The organism is Pseudarthrobacter ribosi (assembly GCF_055412865.1).
Genome location: NZ_JBVAYZ010000013.1, coordinates 22860 through 41788 on the forward strand (window position 1 = coordinate 22860; position 18929 = coordinate 41788).

The 18929-nt window shown below is 68.7% G+C and carries 16 protein-coding genes; 12 read left to right on the forward strand and 4 right to left on the reverse strand.

What is annotated here, in order from left to right:
- Nucleotides 1–17: 17 nt before the first annotated feature.
- A complete protein-coding gene (locus ACZYZ5_RS13570; protein ID WP_463902281.1) occupies nucleotides 18–1259 on the reverse strand; it encodes an FAD-dependent oxidoreductase in 1242 nt (413 codons plus the stop codon).
- Between the two features lie 287 nt (nucleotides 1260–1546).
- Between ACZYZ5_RS13570 and nadE the strand changes: the two genes are divergently transcribed.
- Nucleotides 1547–2368, forward strand: coding sequence for an NAD(+) synthase (gene nadE / locus ACZYZ5_RS13575; RefSeq protein ID WP_463902282.1), 822 nt, complete (start codon nucleotides 1547–1549; stop codon nucleotides 2366–2368).
- Nucleotides 2369–2530: 162 nt separating this feature from the next.
- On the opposite strand, the gene ACZYZ5_RS13580 is transcribed toward nadE, so the two are convergent.
- Entirely contained in the window at nucleotides 2531–3307 is a 777-nt protein-coding gene (locus ACZYZ5_RS13580; protein WP_463902283.1) for an IclR family transcriptional regulator, read from the reverse strand.
- Nucleotides 3308–3507: 200 nt separating this feature from the next.
- On the opposite strand from ACZYZ5_RS13580, the gene ACZYZ5_RS13585 reads away from it, so the two are divergent.
- The 8 genes from ACZYZ5_RS13585 to ACZYZ5_RS13620 all read left to right on the forward strand — a co-directional run bounded on the left by ACZYZ5_RS13585 (nucleotide 3508) and on the right by ACZYZ5_RS13620 (nucleotide 12608).
- Complete coding sequence (locus ACZYZ5_RS13585) at nucleotides 3508–4248, forward strand: CoA transferase subunit A (protein WP_463902284.1); 741 nt, start codon at nucleotides 3508–3510, stop codon at nucleotides 4246–4248.
- A gap of 34 nt (nucleotides 4249–4282) precedes the next feature.
- Nucleotides 4283–4981, forward strand: a complete 699-nt coding sequence (locus tag ACZYZ5_RS13590) for a 3-oxoacid CoA-transferase subunit B (RefSeq protein WP_463902285.1) — start codon at nucleotides 4283–4285, stop codon at nucleotides 4979–4981.
- Nucleotides 4978–6162 (forward strand): acetyl-CoA acetyltransferase, encoded by a 1185-nt coding sequence (locus ACZYZ5_RS13595; protein ID WP_463902286.1) that lies wholly within the window; start codon nucleotides 4978–4980, stop codon nucleotides 6160–6162. Before ACZYZ5_RS13590 ends, ACZYZ5_RS13595 begins: the two co-directional genes overlap by 4 nt.
- 77 nt (nucleotides 6163–6239) lie before the next feature.
- Nucleotides 6240–7295, forward strand: a complete 1056-nt coding sequence (locus ACZYZ5_RS13600) for a zinc-dependent alcohol dehydrogenase family protein (RefSeq protein WP_463902287.1) — start codon at nucleotides 6240–6242, stop codon at nucleotides 7293–7295.
- An 84-nt stretch (nucleotides 7296–7379) separates the two neighbouring features.
- Nucleotides 7380–7697 (forward strand): hypothetical protein, encoded by a 318-nt coding sequence (locus ACZYZ5_RS13605; RefSeq protein ID WP_463902288.1) that lies wholly within the window; start codon nucleotides 7380–7382, stop codon nucleotides 7695–7697.
- Nucleotides 7698–7706: 9 nt separating this feature from the next.
- Nucleotides 7707–10409 (forward strand): PEP/pyruvate-binding domain-containing protein, encoded by a 2703-nt coding sequence (locus ACZYZ5_RS13610; RefSeq protein WP_463902289.1) that lies wholly within the window; start codon nucleotides 7707–7709, stop codon nucleotides 10407–10409.
- 56 nt (nucleotides 10410–10465) lie between these two features.
- Nucleotides 10466–11614 (forward strand): alpha/beta hydrolase, encoded by a 1149-nt coding sequence (locus tag ACZYZ5_RS13615; protein ID WP_463902290.1) that lies wholly within the window; start codon nucleotides 10466–10468, stop codon nucleotides 11612–11614.
- 55 nt (nucleotides 11615–11669) lie between these two features.
- Nucleotides 11670–12608, forward strand: a complete 939-nt coding sequence (locus ACZYZ5_RS13620; RefSeq protein ID WP_463902291.1) for an alpha/beta fold hydrolase — start codon at nucleotides 11670–11672, stop codon at nucleotides 12606–12608.
- 117 nt (nucleotides 12609–12725) lie between these two features.
- Here ACZYZ5_RS13620 and ACZYZ5_RS13625 read toward each other — a convergent pair whose 3' ends face one another.
- On the reverse strand, nucleotides 12726–12893 hold the full coding sequence (locus tag ACZYZ5_RS13625; protein WP_463902292.1) for a glycosyltransferase family 2 protein: 168 nt from the start codon (nucleotides 12891–12893) through the stop codon (nucleotides 12726–12728).
- 158 nt (nucleotides 12894–13051) lie between these two features.
- Here ACZYZ5_RS13625 and ACZYZ5_RS13630 point away from each other — a divergent pair, with 158 nt between their 5' ends.
- Nucleotides 13052–13255 carry a cold-shock protein gene (locus tag ACZYZ5_RS13630; protein WP_013599688.1) on the forward strand — a complete coding sequence of 68 codons (204 nt, stop codon included), beginning with the start codon at nucleotides 13052–13054 and terminating at the stop codon, nucleotides 13253–13255.
- Between the two features lie 117 nt (nucleotides 13256–13372).
- Here the strand turns inward: ACZYZ5_RS13630 and ACZYZ5_RS13635 are convergent, their stop codons facing one another.
- Nucleotides 13373–15349: an APC family permease gene (locus ACZYZ5_RS13635; protein WP_463902293.1), complete on the reverse strand. Its 1977-nt coding sequence runs from the start codon at nucleotides 15347–15349 to the stop codon at nucleotides 13373–13375.
- Between the two features lie 167 nt (nucleotides 15350–15516).
- Here ACZYZ5_RS13635 and ACZYZ5_RS13640 point away from each other — a divergent pair, with 167 nt between their 5' ends.
- Together ACZYZ5_RS13640 and ACZYZ5_RS13645 are read left to right on the forward strand one after the other, a co-directional pair.
- The gene (locus ACZYZ5_RS13640) at nucleotides 15517–18219 is read left to right on the forward strand and encodes a DUF4118 domain-containing protein (protein WP_463902294.1); all 2703 of its coding nucleotides are present in this window, start codon (nucleotides 15517–15519) and stop codon (nucleotides 18217–18219) included.
- Nucleotides 18216–18890 carry a response regulator gene (locus ACZYZ5_RS13645; RefSeq protein ID WP_463902295.1) on the forward strand — a complete coding sequence of 225 codons (675 nt, stop codon included), beginning with the start codon at nucleotides 18216–18218 and terminating at the stop codon, nucleotides 18888–18890. The genes ACZYZ5_RS13640 and ACZYZ5_RS13645 overlap by 4 nt, the downstream gene beginning before the upstream one ends.
- The last annotated feature ends 39 nt before the right edge of the window (nucleotides 18891–18929 follow it).

Consider the following 18929-nt stretch of genomic DNA (forward strand, 5'->3'; position numbering starts at 1 on the left):
TCGGTTCCTCGCTTCTGCTAGCTGGGTTGCGGGGCGCGCCGCGCGAACGCCGGTGCGTGCTCCGGCCGCGGACCAAAGGCGATGAAGCGGGGAATGATGGTGCGGAACACCGGAACGTGCCGGGCGAGGAAGAGTGCCCCGGCCGGAAACTTTGTCCGCTTCCCGGTCATGATCGGGACGAAGATCGCGCGTTGCATGATCCGTTGGACGCTCTGCACAATGACGGTGGGCAGCCGCCGTCGTCGTTCGACTTTCTCGAGGTCTGCCGTGGTCACCCGGCCCCGGAGCAGTGCGGGGGCAAGGTACTCGGCGGCGGCGGCCGCGTCCTGGATCGCGAGGTTGATTCCGACGCCGCCGGCCGGGGACATCGCATGTGCGGCGTCGCCGATGCACAGCAGTCCGGTGACGTGCCACGAGTGCAGCCGGTTCAGGCGCACGTCCAGCCAGTGGAGGTCATCGAGGGACTCGATGGCGTCAACACGGTCCGCAAGGTCCGGGCGCAGCGCCGCGACCCGCCGTCGGAAGCCCTCGACGCCTTCCGCGCGGATCCGGGCGTCGGTGCCCTTCGCGGCGAGGTAGCCCATTTGGTAGTAGTCGTTCCGGAACAGTGCCAGCAGCGCTTCGCCCGGGCCGAACGCCGGCACCAGCCCGGCCACCTCGCCGGTTTCGGAGGGATACCGGGGCAGCCGGAACCACCAGGTGTCGAACGGCACCGGAAACTCCTTCGGGGCCAGCCCGGCCGCGGTGCGCAGCACTGAATGGCGGCCGTCGGTGGCAACCACCAGGTCCGCCATAAGTTCGTCCGGCGTGCCGTCCGGGGTGCGGAAGCGGACTCCGCGGACCCGGCCACCGTTGCGGACCAGCCCGGTGGCGGTGTGGCTCATGAGCAACGTAAACCCGGGCTCTTCGGCTGCCGCAGCGGCGAGGAAGTTCAGGAAATCCCATTGCGGCATCATGGCGATGTAGTTGTACGGCGGCGGCAGGGCGTCAAAGTCGCCCATGGTCACCGGCGGCCCGCCCGGAACCGGGAAAACGACATTCCTCAGGCGGCTCTGCGGCAGCCGGCGGAACTCCTGGCCGAGTCCTAGTTCGTCAATGAGCCGGATGGTGGAGGGGTGCACGGTGTCGCCGCGGAAGTCGCGCAGGAAGTCCGCGTGCTTCTCCAGCACCGTCACCCGCACGCCGGCCCGCGCCAGCAGCAGTCCCAGCATCATGCCCGCCGGCCCGCCGCCGACCACCACGCATCCGGTCTTCTCCATGGCCATACGCTACGCCTGCGCGGGGTGCCGCGGGAGGGGGTATTTCGCGCACGTTGTGGACTAGCGCGGCGGTTCCGGACCGGCGCGGCGGGGATCCGCGTAGCGCCGGTCCGAAAGCGTAGCGGCGAGCCGATCTTCGCCGGCGGCGGCGCCCGCAACCGGTCCGTGATGCCCACGCACCTTACGGTCCGCGGCTCCACGGGGCAGGCTCCGCTGGTGTGAGGCGGGCGTGCCGGCCTGACGGACATAGTTGAGCATGGTTGACACTGCTGGCTAGGCTTTGAGTCATGCGTGAACTCCAGGCGAAGATCATCGAAGAAATGGGCGTGCTGCCCCGGATTGACCCCGCCGGGGAGGTGCGTAAACGCGTCACGTTCCTTAAGGATTACCTGACGGCGACACACACCAAGGGATTCGTCCTCGGGATCTCCGGCGGGCTGGATTCCTCCCTTGCCGGCAGGCTGGCCCAGCTGGCCGTCGAAGAGCTCACGGCCGAAGGTGTGGAGGCGAACTTCGTCGCCGTCCGCCTCCCCTATGGCGTGCAGCACGACGAGCACGACGCCCAAGCCGCCCTGGACTTCATCCAGGCAAAGACCGAGTGGACGTTCAACATCTCCGCGGCCGTGGACGGTTTTGAGGACGAATTCGAGAAGACCGTGGGCAACGGGATCTCTGACTTCCACAAGGGCAACACCAAGGCCCGCACCCGCATGATCGCGCAGTACGCCCTCGCCGGTGAGCACAATTATCTGGTCATCGGCACGGACCACGGCGCGGAATCGGTCACCGGCTTCTTCACCAAGTTCGGCGACGGCGGCGCGGATCTCCTGCCGCTTTTCGGACTGAACAAGCGCCAGAACCGTGCCCTCCTCGCCGAGCTGGGCGCCCCGGCCAGGATCTGGGAGAAGGTGCCCACGGCCGACCTCCTCGACGGCCAGCCCGGCCGCACCGATGAGGACGAACTGGGCCTCAGCTACGACACAATCGATGACTACCTCGAGGGCCGCGACATCCCCGACGCCGCGGCCGAGCTGATCGAACAGAAATACCTCCGAACCCGGCACAAGCGCACCGTCCCGGTCACCATCTTCGACACCTGGTGGAAGTAGCCGGCCCGCGGACACTCATCCGTCCGGGGGCACTTTGAGCCCTTGCGCACCGTTTTGGCGCCGAGGGGCCGGCGTGTCCGTGTCAATGTGCCCCCGGACCGCATAAGCCTGCCAACCACGACGCCGGGACCCACCTCGCCGCGGCCGGGCCGGTGCCCGGGGCTAAGTGTTGCCCTGCAGCAGCGTGGAGATCCGGTGGGCCTCATCCATCAGCAAGCGGCCCAGCGTCGCCTGGCGTTCGCCTTTGAAGCGCGGCTCGATGCCGGTCAGTGACAGCGCCCAGGCCGGGCGCCCGCGCTGGTCGAACACAGCCGCCCCCATCCCCCAGCTGCCTTCCAACACGAGCCCTGGATTTACCGAATAGCCGGCTTGCCGCGTCGCAGCCAGATTGGCGCGGACCAGGGCCTCGGTGTGGGCTGCCGCGAAACTGCCCGCGTGCGCAGGCCAGCCCGCCAGCAGTTCCTCCTGCTCCGCCTCGGGCAGGAACGCCATGATGGCGGTCCCCGCAGAGGCGACCCCGAGCGGGAAGCGGACGCCCTCGTGCAGCACGAAGGACCGCACCGGGAAGCTGCCCTCCTCCCGGAGCAGGCACACCGTTTCGGCACCGCGCCGGATAGAGAAGAACGCGCTTTCGCCGGTCTCCTCGGCGAGCCGGCGGAGGCTGGGCCGGGCGATGTCCTCCAGCGGGAACCGCGCCGAGGCCACCGAACCCATCAGCAGGATTTCCGGTCCCAGCACCCAGTTGCCGCTGGCCGGGTCCTGGTCCAGCAGCCCCTCGGCGGCCAGCGAACTAAGCAGCCGGTGCACGGTGGGTCGGGTGAGTCCGGATTCCCTGACGAGTTCCACGAGCGGGGAGCCTTCCGGTTTCCGCCCGACGATGCGCAGCAGGGATGCGACGCGGCTGACGACTTGTGCGCCCTGTACCGGTAATGAAGACATCTTTTTCCTCGGACTTTGCGTTGGATCCACACAAACTATCCACATTGTGGATAGTCCACAGCCTACCGTCCACACTGTAAAAACGGCACCTTTGGAGCCGAAATCATCCATTGACAGCCCCCATTTCGGCACCGTAGGCTCCCACAGCAGAGGAACAGTCCACAAAGTGGATTGCGTCAAGAGCTCAATGAGGAGATGCAATGTCAAAGCTGAAATCCGGAGCGGCCGCCGCGCTGCAGGACGTACTGCGGGACGGCATGACGCTCGCCGTCGGAGGCTTTGGCCTCAGCGGCATCCCGGCTGACCTGATCGAGGCCGTGCGCGACTCGGGCGTCAAGGACCTCACCGTGGTGTCCAACAACATGGGCGTGGACGGCAAGGGCCTCGGCGTGCTGATTGAAGCCGGCCAGGTCCGCAAGGTCATCGCCTCCTACGTGGGCGAGAACAAGCTCTTCGCCGAGCAGTACCTCGCCGGCAAGCTGGAGGTGGAGTTCACCCCGCAGGGCACCCTGGCCGAGCGCCTCCGCGCCGGCGGCGCCGGCATCCCGGCGTTCTACACCAAGACCGGCGTCGGGACCCTCGTCGCCGAGGGCAAACCGCTCGCGGAGTTCGACGGCGAGACGTTCGTCCAGGAACGCGCCATCAAGGCCGACGTTTCCCTGGTGCACGCGCACACCGCCGACACCGACGGCAACCTGATCTACCGCTACACCGCGCAGAACTTCAACCCCGTCGTCGCCGCTGCCGGCGCCGTGACCGTCGCGGAGGCCGAGGTCATCGTCGAACCCGGCGCCCTGGACCCCAACCACATCATCACTCCCGGCGTTTTCGTCCAGCGCCTGATCCAGGCCAGCGACCGGGTCAAGGACATCGAACAGCGCACCGTCCGCCCCCGCGCCGAGGCAGCCGAAGCGGCCGCCGCCGCATCCATTCCGGCCTAAGCGCCGTCCCCCTACTTTTTTCAGGAGAATCATCATGGCTTGGACCCGGAATGAAATGGCTGCCATCGCGGCCGAAGAGCTCAACGACGGCGACTACGTCAACCTCGGCATCGGCATCCCCACGCTGGTCGCAAACAACCTGCGCGACGGCGTCCGCGTCGTGCTGCAGAGCGAGAACGGCCTACTCGGCATGGGGCCGTTCCCCTACGAGGGCGAGGAGGACGCGGACCTCATCAATGCCGGCAAGCAGACCGTCACGGTCCTGCCCGGCGGCAGCATCTTCGACTCCGCCGCCTCCTTCGGCATGATCCGCGGCGGGCACGTCAAGGTCGCTATCCTGGGCGCCATGCAGGTTTCCGGTGCCGGCGACCTCGCCAACTGGACCATCCCCGGCAAGATGGTCAAGGGCATGGGCGGTGCCATGGACCTCGTCGCCGGCACCCCGCGCGTCGTGGTCCTCACCGAGCACAACGCCAAGGACGGCACCGCCAAGATCGTCAAGGAATGCACCCTGCCGCTCACCGGGCTGAGCTGCGTTGACCGCATCATCAGCGACCTCGCCGTGTTCGACCTTGTGAAGAATGAACAAGAAGCAGGCGGCGTCCGGCAGCTCACGCTGACCCGGCTCGCCCCGGGCGTCACCGTGGAGGAACTCCGCGGGAAGACCGAGGCCCGGTTCGACGTCGCCCCGTCCCTGGATGCAACCCCCACCCTTGAAGGAGTAACCGCATGAGCCTGCGCGAACAGTTTGGCAAGGATGTCCTGCTGACCGGCTGGGGCCACAGCCGCTTCGGAAAACTCACCGACGAAACCCTCGAGTCCCTGATCGTCCAGGTCGCCACGGAGGCGATCGACAACGCCGGGATCGAACCCGGCCAGATCGACGAGATCTACCTCGGCCAGTTCAACTCCGGCATGATGCCGCTGGCGTTCCCGTCCTCGCTCGCGCTGCAGGTCTCGGACCAGCTGGCCAACGTCCCGTCCACCCGGGTCGAGAACGCCTGCGCCTCCGGGTCGGCCGCGTTCCAGCAGGGCACCAAGTCGCTGCTGGCCGGAACCGCAAGGACCGTCCTCGTGATCGGCGCCGAAAAGATGACCCACGCCGGCGCCGACGTCGTCGGGGCTGCCCTGCTCGGCGCGGACTACGACATGGCCGGCAAGGCCTCCAGCACCGGCTTCACCGGACTCTTCGCCGAGGTCGCCAAGCATTACGAGAAGCGCTACGGACCGGTGTCGGACGTGCTGGGCACCATCGCCGCGAAGAACCACCGCAACGGCGTCGACAACCCTTACGCCCAGCTGCGCAAGGACCTCGGCGAGGAGTTCTGCCGCACCGTCTCGGACAAGAATCCGATGGTCGCCGACCCGCTGCGCCGCACCGACTGCTCGCCCGTGTCTGACGGCGCCGCCGCCGTCGTGCTGAGCGTTGCGCCCACCGGCGGCGCCACTGCCCCCGTCCGGCTTGCCGGGTTCGGCCACGCGAACGATTTCTTCCCCGCCGACCGCCGCGACCCCACCGCCTTCACCGCGACCCGGGCGTCCTGGCAGCGCGGGCTGGGGATGGCCGGCGTCGGGCTCGGTGAGCTGGACTTCGCCGAGGTGCACGACTGCTTCACCATCGCCGAACTGCTCATGTACGAGGCCATGGGACTGACCGAACCGGGCCAGGGGTCCCGCGCCATCGAGGAAGGCTGGGTCTTGAAGGACGGCAAGCTGCCCGTCAACGTCTCCGGCGGGCTCAAGGCCAAGGGCCACCCGGTGGGTGCGACCGGTGTCTCGCAGCACGTCATCGCGGCGATGCAGCTCACCGGCACGGCCGGTGCCATGCAGCTGGCGAACCCGCGCCGCGGCGCCGTGCAGAACATGGGCGGGGTCGGCATCGCCAACTACGTCAGCGTGCTTGAAGCCGTCTGAGAAAACCAACGCACGGGCCGGCGGGCGGGAGGACTAAACTCGGTCCAAGCCCGCCCACCCCCATGCGAGGAGCCTCCATGCGCGCCACGATCATCCACGCCCCCGGCGATATCCGGGTTGAAGACCGTGACTATCCCACGGTCCACCTACCCACCGACGCCGTTGTGAAGGTCACCGCGTCCTGCGTCTGCGGCTCGGACCTGTGGCCCTACCGGGGCGTGCGGCCCACACGCCGGCCCACCGCGATCGGCCACGAGTTCATCGGCACCGTGGAGAGCATCGGCTCCGGAATCACTGGCCTGGCCGTCGGCGACCTCGTGATCGCACCGTTCGTGATCAGCTGCGGGGCCTGCCCCCAGTGCCTCAACGGCGTCACCGTGGCCTGCGACCATCTGGCCGGCTGGGGCGGCAAGGACGACACGGGCCTAAGCGTCGACGGCGGCCAGGGCCAGGCGGTCCGCGTCCCAATGGCCGACTCCACCCTGGTCAAGGTTCCCGGCATCACCGAGCCGGATGACGCCCTCCGGAAAAGCCTGCTCACACTGTCCGACGTGATGGCCACCGGCCACCACGCGGCCCTCGCCGCGAAGGCCGGCCCGGGCCGGACCGTCGTGGTGGTGGGCGACGGCGCCGTCGGACTCTGCGGGGTGCTGGCCGCCAGGCGGCTGGGGGCGGAACGGATCATCGCAATGTCGCGCCATGCCGACCGCCAGGCGATCGCCCGCGAATTCGGGGCCACCGACATCGTGGAGGAGCGCGGGGACGACGGCGTCGCCAAGGTCCGCGAACTCCTCGGCGGCGTGCTGGCCGACTCCGTGCTTGAGTGCGTCGGGACCAAGGAATCCATGGAACAGGCGCTGCACAGCACCCGCCCCGGCGGCGCGCTGGGGTTTGTCGGGGTCCCCACCGGCGGCAGCGAGGTCCCGCTGCGCTACCTCTTCGACACGAACATCTCCATCGGCGGCGGCATGGCCCCGGCTCGCACTTACATTCCGGAACTGCTGGCGGACGTCCTCGACGGCACGATCAACCCGGGCCGCGTCTTCGACGTCGTGATGCCGCTGGAGGAGGCCGCGGAGGCCTACCGCGCGATGGACGAACGACGCGCCATCAAGGTCCTGCTCACCCCCTGAGAGCAGGCCCGATGGCTCTTGTTCTATCAAGGGGACCGGGTCTACCGTGAGCGCATCAGCATCCGCCGCCGTCGAGGAGCCGTCATGGCCAGGTTTGTGCAGATCATCGAGTTCCAGACCTCCCGCATCGAGGAAATTGAGGCGCTGGGCCGCCCGTCGGGGACCGAGGGAAGCACCCCGCCGACTTTCCGCCGGATCCTGGCCACCGCGGACCGCGACCGTCCCGGAACCTATCTCACGGTGGTCGAATTCGATTCCTACGACTCTGCCATGGAGAACTCCTCGCGGCCCGAGACCTCCGACTTCGCCGCACGGATGGCGGCCCTCTGCGATGGGCCGCCGGTGTTCCGGAACCTGGACGTGATGTGGGAGGACACCGGCAGTCCAACGGACCTTCCGTAGGGGCCCGCCATGGATACTGCGCGTCCTGACCCGTCGGCCAGCAGTTCCCCCGCAGGACCCCTCGTGCTGGACCTCGGCGGGACCGGCACGGCGCCCCTCGAGCTGGTGGGCGGCAAGGCCCTGAACCTCGGCAAGCTCCTGGCGGCCGGCCTGCCGGTGCCGCGCGGATTCTGCCTGACCACCGTCGCCTATGAACTGGCGGCACCACCCGGACTCGCAGCTCTCGCAGCCGAACTCGACGCGCCGCGAACGGGGGCGGGACCAGCAGCATCCGGGGCCGCGCCGGTCACGGTTGCCGGGCGGACCAGGGCACTGATCGAGGAAGCGCCGATCCCGCCCGCGGTGGATGCCGCCGTCCGCACCGCCTACGCGGACATGGGCGGTACCCTTCCGGTGGCCGTCCGGTCCTCCGCCACGGCGGAGGACCTGCCCTTCGCCAGTTTCGCCGGCCAGCATGACTCCTACCTCGACGTCGTCGGCGCCGACGCCGTGGTCGAGGCGGTCCGGCGCTGCTGGGCGTCCCTCTGGAGCGACCGGGCGGTAGCCTACCGGTCCGGCAACGGCATCAGCAACCGCGACGTGGGACTCGCCGTCGTCGTCCAGGCCATGGTCGACGCCGCCACGGCCGGAGTGCTGTTCACCGCCAACCCCGTCACCGGGACCCGGACGGAGACGGTCATCAACGCGAGCCCTGGCTCGGGGCAGGCCGTGGTCTCGGGAGCCGTCAACCCGGACCAGTTCGTGCTGGACACGGCCTCCGGCGCGGTCCGGCTTCAAACGCCGGGAGGGACCGGCCCCGGTCGCGGCCCGTCCTTGAGCGAGCATCGGCTGCAGGAACTCACGGCGCTGGGAGACCGCGTCCAGCGTCTCCTCGGGTCGCCCCAGGATATCGAATGGGCGGTCGACACGGCCGGCAGGATCTGGCTCACCCAGTCACGCCCGATCACCACGCTCTATCCGCTGCCCGAGCCCGCGCCCGAAGACGCCGCCGCCGGCGAAGCGGCCCCTACCCGGGTGTACCTGTGCGGCACCCTCTTCCAGGGGCTGACCCGGCCGATCACGCCGATGGGGCTGGCCGTCCTCGAGGCGATGCGCAACAGCAAGGGACCCTGGCGGTATGCCAATCCCGGGATGCGGATGTACGTGGACCTGACGGCCGTGATCCGTAACAAGTCCGGACGCGCCTACCTGCTGCGGATGCTCCCTTTGGCGGACGGCAGATCCGGTGCCGTGCTCCCGGCCCTGCTCGAGGACCCGAGGTTCGGCATTTTCGAACACCGGTTCCGGGCACGCCTGCGCAAGAGCGGGTCCGGGCGCCGCGTCCCGCCGCCGCGACGCACCGGCGGCACCGAGCAGACGGCCGGCCTCGGCCTCATCGTGGGGTTGCTTCCGGCCATGATCCGGTCCGCGTTGCGGCCCGCCGCCGAGCTGCGGAGGGCCAAAAACTACGGCAGGGGGCTCGAGGCCGAGCTCCGGCTGGCCGAACCCGCCAGCTCCGCGCAGCGGCTCGAATTCACCGAGCTGATCCTGGGCGGGACGATTGACGGGCTAATCCGGGCCACGCTGCCGGGCCCGTCCGTTGGCTACATTATGCTGGCCGTGGCCCGGCGGCTGCTCCGCGGCATCGCCCCACCCCGGGAGCTGGAGGCTGTCCTGCGCGGCCTCCCCCACAACATCACGACCGAAATGGACCTGGAGCTCTGGAAGCTCGCCGTTTACATCGGCGACGACCCGGTGTCGCGCGGGGAATTCCTGGCGAAACGCCCCGAGGAGCTGTCCGCCGAATATCTCGCCGGCACACTGCCGCCCCAGGCCCAGACCGGGGTGCGCGGCTTCCTCGCCCGCTACGGCCACCGCGCCGTGGCGGAGATAGACCTCGGCATGCCCCGCTGGTCCGAGCAGCCCGACCATATCCTCGGCATGATCTCCAACTACCTCCGCGTCGAGGATCCGGAGCAGGCTCCCGACCGGCAGTTTGCCCGGGCCGCCGAGCATGCGGAGGACAGGATCCGCAGCCTGGTGGACCGGGCGCGGGTCCGGAGCCCCTGGCGCGCGCGGGCGCTGGAGCTCTGTCTGCGCCGCGTGCGGCAACTGGCGGGGCTGCGGGAACTGCCCAAGTTCTACATCGTGTTGGTGCTGGGCGAGATGCATCGGCAACTGCTGCGGATCGGCGCGGACATGGCCTCGGCCGGGACGATCGCCGACGCCCAGGACGTGTTCTTCCTCGACTTCGACGAGATCCGCGTGGGCCTGCGCGGGGCGGACCTGCGCGGCATCGTCGCGGACCGCCGCCGGCTGTACGACATTGAACTGCGGCGCCGGCGCATCCCGCGGCTGCTGCTCTCCGACGGCACCGACGTCGAGGCCGCCATGATGGCGAAGTCTCCCCCGTCGGGTGCCGTGACCGGGACACCGGCCTCGGCCGGCACCGCCACCGGACGGGTCAGGGTGATCATGGACCCGGTGGGCGCCCACCTGGAACCCGGCGACATCCTGGTGGCCCCCTCGACGGACCCCGGCTGGACGCCGCTGTTCCTGACGGCCGGCGCGCTCGTGATGGAAATGGGCGGAGTCATATCCCACGGGGCCGTGGTGGCCCGCGAGTACGGCATCCCGGCCGTCGTCGGCGTCCCGGACGCCACGACCCGGCTGCGGACCGGCCAGACCGTCACCGTTGACGGGGCGGCCGGGACAATCCGCGAGGAGCCGTGACCCGGGGCAGGCCGCCCTCACAGCCGTAGCACAGATGTGCCAGATAGAATGAGACGATGACCACACCGGCCCACCAGCCACCGCACCACGAGTCGTCCGATCAGCTGTCCCGGCACCGGCAACAACCATCCGGCAGCTCCTTCACCCTGGCCCGCAAGGCGAGGAACGTCCTGCGGAGGGTTCCGGTGTGGACGTGGCGGGTGCTGATGCACTCGGTGAAGGCCAGCGAGAACTCCCGCTTCAACGTCGACCCGATCACCGGCGTCGACTACTTCCACGACATCGACTTCGTGGGCGACGGCATCCGGGCGCACCGCCTCGACGTCATCACCCCCCACGTGCCCGCCGGCACTGCAGCAGCCGGCACCGTAAAAGCCTTCGCCGGCTCGCCGGGAGCGTTGCCCGTCTACGTGTACTTCCACGGCGGCGGCTGGACCTCCGGGGACAAGGCCTCGCTGACCAAATACTGCGCCAGCCAGGCCGAGGGCGGCATGGTGGTGGTCAACGTGAACTACCGGAAGGCTCCGCGTTTCCAGATGGCCCACGTCCTGGCGGACGCCAACGCCGCCCTGGCCTGGGTGCGGCAGAACATCGCCGGTTATCGCGGGGACGGATCGCGGATCGTGCTGGGCGGTGACTCCGCCGGCGGCCAGATCGCGGCCCTCCTCACCGCAGCCAGTTTCCGGCCGGAACTGGCGCGGCACCACGACCTCACGCCAGCCGTCCCGGCGTCCGATTTCAAGGGGCTGGTCCAGCACTGCAGTGTGGTGGACTTCTCCGTCTTCTTCGAAAAGGGCTTCGTGCTGAGCCTGAACTTCATCCGAATGCTGCTTCCCGGACTCCGTTCCGGCGCTCGGAACCGGGGCATCGGCCGGGGTATGCGCGGCGGCTTGGGCAGCAGGTTTGCCGACTCCGGTTCCAGCCGGCTCGAGGCTCTCCGCAAGGGCGCAGGCTTCCTCTCCCCGATCGAATGGCTGGATTCCCGCTTCCCGCCGGTCTTCGTGACCACCTCGGAACGGGACTTCTTCTACGCCGCCAACATGAACTTCATTGCCCGGCTGCGCGAACATTCCGTCCCCGTGGACAGCCTCATCTACGACTGGGACAACTCCAACACCGAGCACACCTGGCAGCAGGACTTCCGCTACCCGGAATCACAGGAAGTGTACCGCCGGCTGCACGCCTTCGTGCGCAAAGTGGCCTGAGGGCTGCTGTCCCTACCGGGTCCCGTCCGCCGCCGCTCGGGGCTATGTTTAGTCCATGGTGTCTGCCGACAGCAACGCACAGGGCGATCGGGATCCTGAGGGATTCGGATCGGCGCTGGTTGACGAAGCCGCCCGCCGGGACGCCGCCCTGGGCGACGTGGACTGGGCCGCCCTGCCCGAGGGCGCGGTGCCGGGCATCTTCGCGGCCCCCAGCGGCCCGCTCGCCACCCTCTCCATGGGCACACCGGGCAACCCCCGGGTGCTCCTGATTCCCGGGGCCACCGGCTCCAAGGAAGATTTTGTCCTGATGCTGCCCGAGCTCGCCGCTGCCGGGTACTTCGTCCTGAGCTGCGACATCGCCGGCCAGTACGAATCCGCCGCGGCGGGCCCGGAAAACCTCGTGCCTCCCCGCGCGCACTACGACTACGAGCTGTTCACGAACGACCTGCTCGCCATGCTCGACGCCGACGAGGAGGCCGCGCACGTCGTCGGGTATTCCTTCGCCGCGATCGTCGCCCAGGTGGCCTTCTCCCGGCGGCCGGAAAAATTCCGCAGCCTCACCCTGCTCAGCTGTCCGCCCGAACCCGGCCAGAGCTTCCGCGGCGTCCAGCGCATCGGGCGGTTCAGCGGCTGGATCAGACCGAGGGCCGGGGCGGCGCTGATGATCTGGGGCATCCGCGTCAACGTCGTGCGTGTCCCGCCCAACCGGATTCGGTTCGTGAATCACCGGTTCCGTTTCACCCGCCGGAGTTCGGTGCGCGACATCGTCGGACTGATGCGGCACGCGCCGGATCTGAGGGCGGCGCTGGCGGCCGCATCGCTGCCGAAGTTCGTCGCCGTCGGGGAACACGACCTCTGGCCGCTGGCGCTGCACCGCCGCTTCGCGCAGTCCATTGGCGCGCGCATCGCGGTGTACCGGGGCGGGCACAGTCCCAGTGAGACCTCGCCGCACCAGATGAGCCGGGACCTGATCGCGCTCTACGGATCCACCTAGGAATCCAGCTTGCGGCAAAGACGACGACCGCGGAGGCGGCGGGGCCGGTTCCTTTGGTGCCTGGGCAGGTCAATGCTCCACGACGGTGCCCGCCCCAGGATGAGTTCCCGGTCCTCCTCAGCCGGGCCCGGCGGCGGCGCAGACCCCCGCGCTGTCGTCCGTGCTGGCAGTGTCCATGACGACGATTTCATCAGCCGGCCGGGTCTGCCGGGCGAGTGCTGCGAGGCAGACGGCGAGCATGTCAGCGTCGTTGCGGGTCGGGTTAACCACGGAGATTGTTGTCATATTGTCCCGACCATAGTCCGGGAACGGGACGAAATACCCCCGTTGGACCCTTGCACCACGGCCCCCGGCCCCGTAGGTTGAGCAACAGCGGACGAATGTCTCCGCAGCCGTTGGCCTCCGGGCCGCCGGAGATCAGCAGCATTTCAGAAGGATATGGCATGGCTACAGGCACAGTTAAATGGTTCAACGCCGAAAAGGGTTTTGGCTTCATTGCCCCGGATGACGGGTCAGCCGACGTTTTCGCCCACTACTCGGCAATCGCCAGCAGCGGCTACCGCTCGCTGGACGAGAACCAGAAGGTCGAGTTCGACGTCACCCAGGGTCCGAAGGGCCCGCAGGCCGAGAACATCCGCCCGCTCTAAATACCCCGGATAGCAGCACCGGCCAGCCGGCCGCCATGCTTTCCCCAAGACCACAGACGCCCCCCTCGAGGATTCCTCGGGAGGGGCGTCTGTCGTTTTGCCGAAGGCGCCATGCGGTCAGCCGACATGGACCCACGGCCGCCGGGTCACGTCCGGCTCCGCCTCCCGCAGCACTTCACGGGTCACCGGCGCTATTTCCCCCTCGCCGAATGCCAGGAAGCGCAGGAGATTGGTGACGGGGTTACCTTCGGTCCAGCGGAAGTAGATATGCGGCATCAGGCCCGTCACATCGCGGATGTGGAGCAGGACCGACGCGAGCGTGTTCGGGACGACGGGTCCGTGGACCTCCAGGATCCGGTAGCCGTGCCGGGTGATGCCGCGTACGACGAGTTCCGTCTCGAAGTCGGACGAGTCGTCCACGACAACTTCGAGGAACAGGGCACGGTAGTCCAGCGGTAAGTGGCTGACCTCTATGGCGGACTCCAGTTTCTGCTGGTATGCCTCTAGGCTGAGCCGGAGCGGTTCGTGGGCGATGATCCGGATGGGTCCGTCCAGTTCGTCGGACATGAATTCCAGCGCCGCGCTGTCGAGGTGAACGCGGGTGGCGTGCAGCTCAAAGGAACGCCCGACCCGCGACAGCAGCGAGATCACAATGATCCCCAGGATGAACACCGACGCAATCCGGATGCCTTCAGGCCGTTCGATGATGTTCGCGACGGTGGTGTAGATGAACACGACGGTAATGACGCCGAACCCGACCGCGCGTTTGCGCTGCCGCTGACGGCGGGCCGAGAGCGTCACGGCCACCGCGGCCGACGTCATCAGTACCAGCACGCCGGTGGCGTAGGCGCCGCCCTGGGCATCCACGTCGGCGTCGAACAGCCAGGTGATCAGGAACCCGACCAGCGTGAACACCAGCACCAGAGGCCGGACGGCCCGAGCCCACCCGGGCGCCATGCCGTAGCGGGGCAGGTAGCGGGGCACCAGGTTCAGCAGCCCGGCCATGGCGGAGGCGCCAGCGAACCAGAGAATCGCGATGGTACTGATGTCATAGGCGCTGCCGAACCCCACGCCCAGGTACTCATGGGCCAGGAACGCCAGCGCGCGGCCGTTCGCGTCCCCGCCAGGCTGGAATTCCTGTTCCGGGATGAGCACCACCGTGGTGAAGCTGCTGACGATCAGGAAACAACTCATGATGAGTGCCGCCGTCGTGAGCAGTTTCCGGGCCCCCTGGATGCGGCCGGCGGGATGGTCCTCTACATCGCCGTCGTGCCCCCGGATCTGCGGCATGACGGCAACCCCGGTCTCGAACCCGGACAGGCCGAGTGCAAGTTTGGGAAAGACGAGCAAGGCAAACCCGACGGCCAGCAGCGGGTTCCCGTGAGACGTGGAGATTGCCTGCCACCAGTTGTCCACCGCCAGGGGGTGCGTGAACACCTCAAAGACCGAAACGGCCAGCACGACGACGTTCAGGCTCAGGTAGATGGCGACTATCACGACCGCGACGCCGATTGCCTCCTTGAACCCCCGGAGGAAGACCGCACCCAGCATCGCCAGCAGGAACAAGGTGACCGGCACGTTCTGCCCCAGCAGCCAGCCGGGGGCTACCGGATTCTGGATCAGGTGCGCCGTGGCGTCTGCCGCCGAGAGCGTCATGGTGATCATGAAGTCCGTCGCGGCGAAGCCCAGCAGGACCAGGACCAACAGCTTTCCGCCCCAGCGCGGCATCAGCCGCTCGAGCATCGCGATGGAGCCCTCGCCCCGGTGGCTCTCGCCCGCCACCCGCCGGTACACGGGCAGGGCGCCCAGCAAAGTGATGGCGACGAGCACGAGGGTCGCCAGCGGCGAAATCACGCCCGCGGCGAGCGCGGCGATCGCCGGCTGGTATCCCAGGGTGGAGAAGTAGTCGACGCCGGTCAGGCACATCACCTGCCACCAGGAGTGTTTCTTCTCCTGGGCCGTGGGCACTCCGCCCGGGCCCTGGTGGGCGCCCTTGCTGTCCTGCAGCCCGAACAGCAGCCAGTTCCTCACCGTGGTTTTGGCACGGGGCCGCGGCGCCGACGGGTCTGCCGGCGGCCTGCTCAGCGTGGTCATGATTTCCTTCCCTCGCGGCGCGGGCTCAGATGGCGGTGCGCCGCACAGCTCTCAGTTGCGAAACTAGCAGCGGCCGCCCCCGACGCCTCTGCCGGGACGGGGATCTTGACGAATCCTTGACGCAGGGCTGCCCCGCCGAATCCTGCGTGAAATGGAAGAATGGCCCCATGGCACGTGGAACGCTGCGCATCTTCCTGGGGTCAGCACCTGGCGTCGGGAAGACCTACGCGATGCTCCGGGAGGGGCACCGGCTGCAAGAGGGCGGCGAGGACGTCGTGATCGCGTTCGCCCGGGACCGCGGGCGACGCGACACCCGGGCCCTGGTGGCAGGGCTCGAGCTGATCCCGGCCAAGCGGGTCCCGTATCAAGGGCTCCACCTCGAAGAGCTGGACCTCGACGCGGCCCTCCGTCGCGGGCCCGCCACGGCCATCGTCGATGATTACGCCCACGCCAATCCCCCGGAAAGCCGGAACGACCACCGGTGGCAGGATGTCGACGAACTGCTCGACGCCGGCATCAACGTCCTGACCACCATTGACATCCAGCATCTCGCGTCCCTGAGCGACGTCGTCCGAGCCATTACCAACGTCCGGCCGACGGAGACTGTGCCGGATGAGGTCGCCCGGCGGGCCGGGCAGATTCAACTGGTGGACATCTCCCCGGAACTCCTGCGGCAGCGCCTCGCGGACGGCAGGATCGTCCCGGCAGACCGGGTCGATGCTGCCCTCGCCAGCTACTACCGTCCGGGCAACCTGGCCGCCCTGCGTGAGCTGGCCCTGCTGTGGCTGGCGGACCGGGTGGACGAGGGCCTCGCAAGGTATCGGACGGGGAACGGCATCGACGCCAGCTGGCCGGCCCGCGAGCGGATCGTCGTCGGGTTGCCTGGCGGCCCCGAGGGCGGGGCCCTCATCCGCCGCGGTGCACGCATCCTCAACCGGGTCAGCGGAGGCGACCTGCTGGCGGTGCACGTCCGCGCAGCGCAATCAGCGGCCGCAGAGTCGCCGCAGGATCTCGAGGCGCAGCGGCACCTCGTCCAGGACCTCGGCGGCAGTTATCACATAGTGGCCGGGGAAGATCCGGCTGTCGCGCTGCTGGACTTCGCCCGCAGCGTCAACGCCACCCAGATTATCGTCGGAATCCCGCGCCGCGGCAGGCTGGCCGGACTCCGGGCGGGCCTTCGCGGCGGCAGCACTGGCGGCAGGGTGGTCCGCGGCGCTGGTGCCATCGACGTTCACATCGTGTCCCAGCCGTCCGCGGGCGGAAGCCCGGGGGTGCCCCGGCGGCGGGATCTGGGCCGTGCCCGCGTCACGACAGGTTTTGTCCTGGCTGTCCTCCTTCCTGCGCTGCTGCAGCTCCTACTGGCGGTCAACCCGGACAAGAATCTGGCGGCTACCGTCCTGGTCCAGCTCACCGGCTCCGTCGCCGTGGCGCTGGTCGGCGGACTGTGGCCCGCGATGGTCGCGGCACTCTGGAGCAGCCTGCTGGTGAACTACTTCTCCACCCCGCCGGTAGGCACGCTGACCATTAGCGATTCCCAGAACGTGCTGGCCCTCCTGGTGTTTGTCGGGGTGTCCGCCGCAGTCGCCACGGTGGTGGATCTCTCCGCGCGCCGGTCCAAGGAAGCGGCCCTCGCCAGGGCGGAGGCCGCCACTCTGGCGGACCTCTCGCGCGGGGCGGCCGGTTCGGAGGACACGATTGCGGGATTACTGGAGCAAGCCCTGGACGTCTTCCAGGTCCGGGGCGCGGCCCTTCTAAGCCGTCAGGAAGACGACGCTTTTCTGCACGGCCCCGGGGCCGTTGCCGGTACAGGTGGGGGCTGGCGGCTTATCGCCAGCGCCGGCGAAGTTCCGGCCGTGAGTTCCGGCGGCGGCGGGGACAGCCCGGGCGCAGCCGGCATCCACGGTGACAACGTGGAACGGATTGATGACACCACGTGCCTGGTCCTGACCGGCCGCGTGCTGCCGGCCAGCGACAGACGGCTGCTCGGCGCCTTTGGCGTCCATCTGGTGGCTCAGCTGGAACGCCAGCAACTGCTGGCCAGCCGATCCGAAGTCCTCAAGCTCGCTGAAAGCAACACCATGCGCACCTCGATCCTGCGCGCCGTCTCGCACGATCTCCGCACCCCGCTGGCCGGCATCAAACTCGCGGTGGGAGGCCTTCGGCAGGAGGGCGTCCGCTACACCCCGGAGGAGGAGCAGGAGTTGCTGGCAACCATCGAGGACTGTTCGGACCGGCTGGAAGTCCTGGTGGGAAATCTGCTGGACATGTCCCGGCTCACGTCCGACTCGATCAACCCGCTGTTGCGGCCGGTGCGGTGGTACGAGGTCATTCCCGGCGGACTGCACGGGATCGCTCCGGGCCGGGTGCGCGTCGAGCTCCCGGCCAACATGCCCGAGGTCGAGGCGGATGCGGGCATGCTCGAGCGGGTCATTGCCAACATCGTGGAGAACGCCGTCAAGTACGCCCCCGAATCCGACATTGTCCTGGCCGGTTCCGCAGGCGTGTTGGGCCCGGCCACCGTGAGCGGCCGCCCGGCCGGTGAACTGCGCATCATCGACCACGGAACGGGCATCCCGGCAGACCGGGTCGTGGACATGTTCCGCCCCTTCCAGCGCCTCGACGATGCCACGCAGGCAACCGGGGTGGGGTTGGGCCTGGCCGTGGCGAAGGGATTCACCGAGGCGATGGGCGGCAGGCTGACCGCCGAAGCGACGCCGGGCGGCGGCCTGACCATGGTGATCGGCCTTCCCCTGTCAGCTGGCATCCCGTTCCACGCGGAGCCGGAACAAGCACCGCTCGAACCGCAGTCAGCGGTCGTCGGCCGCCTCCATGCGCCGCCGATCCTCGCGTCCGGGACGGACCCGGCATGACCACCGTGCTGGTGGTCGACGACGACACTTACCTGCTCCGGGCCCTGCGGATCACCCTGCAGGCCCACGGCTACGACGTCGTGACCGCCGCGGACGGCCGTTCGGCGCTGCTCGCTGCCCAGCAGCAACCGCCGGCCCTCGTGATCCTGGACCTGGGGCTCCCCGACATCGACGGATCGGCGGTGATCCGGAAGCTCCGCGGCTGGAGCTCAGTGCCTGTTCTGGTCCTGTCCGCCCGTCATGGTTCCGAGGATAAGGTGGAAGCGCTCGACGCCGGCGCCGACGATTACATCACCAAACCGTTCGGGCTGGACGAACTCCTGGCACGCCTGCGCGCCCTGCTGCGCCGCAGCGCCGAGACGGAGCAGCCGGCGGTCATCACCACCGAAGCGTTCACCGTGGACCTGGGTAAACGCCGCGTTCTCCGCGACGGCCAAGACATCCGGCTGACTCCGACCGAATGGAAAATGCTGGAGGTGCTGGTCCGGAATCCGGAGAAACTCGTCACCCAGCAGCAGCTCCTGTCCGCGGTGTGGGGCCCGGCCTACGCCAAGGAAACCAACTACTTACGGGTCTACATGGCCCAACTCCGGCGCAAGCTGGAACCCGAGGCCGCCACGCCGCGGCACTTGATCACAGAGGCGGGGATAGGCTACCGGTTCCTGCCCTGACCGGTCCCGCGGCACCCCCGGGATCCGCGGACCCGGCCC